General features: G+C 41.6%; 1 protein-coding gene. It reads right to left on the minus strand.

Annotated features, from left to right (window positions below):
• On the minus strand, positions 1-603 hold a 603-nt coding region (locus A3739_RS22450), incomplete at its 3' end, for a TonB-dependent receptor plug domain-containing protein (RefSeq protein WP_156502768.1).
• Positions 604-646 lie beyond the last annotated feature (43 nt).

Genomic DNA, 646 nt, shown 5'->3' on the forward strand with positions numbered 1-646 from the left:
ATCCTCATTGATCGCGCCAGTAGAATCAAACATGGTTTGTACTCGACTATTTTCACCGATTTGTACGCCAAACTCACCTTGGGCATCTTCCTTTGGAAGCTTAGAGTTGGCATTAATGATTCCGCCCAGTGCGCCTTGGCCGTATAAAGTTGAAGATGGTCCTTTAACGACTTCGATGTTCTCATAGGTGAAAATTTCAACGCGAGGCGCGTTGTAAAAACCTTCAAATGCTATAAAGCCGTCCTCAAATTGTTGAGGCTNGATGCCACGAATTTGTGAAGAGTCGAGGCGGGTGTCGATGCCAAACGGGCCCGCAAAAACACCAGAAGTATAATTTAATGTATCTTGTAGGTTGAGAGAGCCTCGTTCGGTAAACTCGTCATTGCTAATAATATCTACGGAGCGCGGAAGATCTTCTAATGATACATTTAATTTACTGGTTGAACTTGGTTCAATTTTTATGTCGTGCGCTTCTTTTGCATGCGTGCCCGTAACAACTGTTTGTTCCAGTTTTGTTGCATTGTCTTTCGTTTGTTCTGCGTACAGTAGATCAGGTGAAATACTCGCTAACGCAACAGCGATACTTATCGTTTTTTTGTTCATAGTCTTTTTACTTTAAGTCCCATCGAATAAAAATTTGATTAAA

Source organism: Oleiphilus sp. HI0067 (assembly GCF_001635735.1).